Here is a 441-nt window from a genome sequence, read left to right as displayed (position 1 = left end):
ATATACAGCACCGCTTGATCAATTAAAAAAATTGTCCAAATTTAAAAAATTAACAGTTTCGCCTGTAATGGAACTGCAAAGCTCAGTTGTTTTAATAAAAAAAATAAAAAAAGGCGGCTCTGTTTCTTACGGCAGAACATGGATAGCGGAAAAAGACACGCTAATAGGCGTTATTTCTGTCGGGTATGCCGACGGACTTCCGCGTCTTGCAAGCAACAGATGGCAAGTTCTTATCGAAGGGGAGTTTTATCCGATTGTCGGGCGAATCAGCATGGATCAATGTTGTGTGGAGCTTGGGAAGAAGACGAAAGTTAAAAGATGGGACACCGCTGTCATTTTCGGCAATCTGGAGCATGACGCTTCCGCGCTGGCAAAAATTACAGGCACTATTCCATATGAGATAACCTGCAATGTAAATAAAAGAGTGCCAAGAGTTTACAA

1 protein-coding gene is annotated in these 441 nt (G+C 41.5%); it reads left to right on the top strand.

Annotation, left to right across the window (positions count from 1 at the left end):
* Nucleotides 1–31: 31 nt before the first annotated feature.
* On the top strand, nucleotides 32–441 hold a 410-nt coding region (locus ACYVTD_RS16900), incomplete at its 3' end, for an alanine racemase (RefSeq protein WP_461248809.1).

The organism is Treponema sp. R6D11 (genome assembly GCF_054786075.1).
This window is presented reverse-complemented; position numbering and strand designations above follow the sequence as displayed.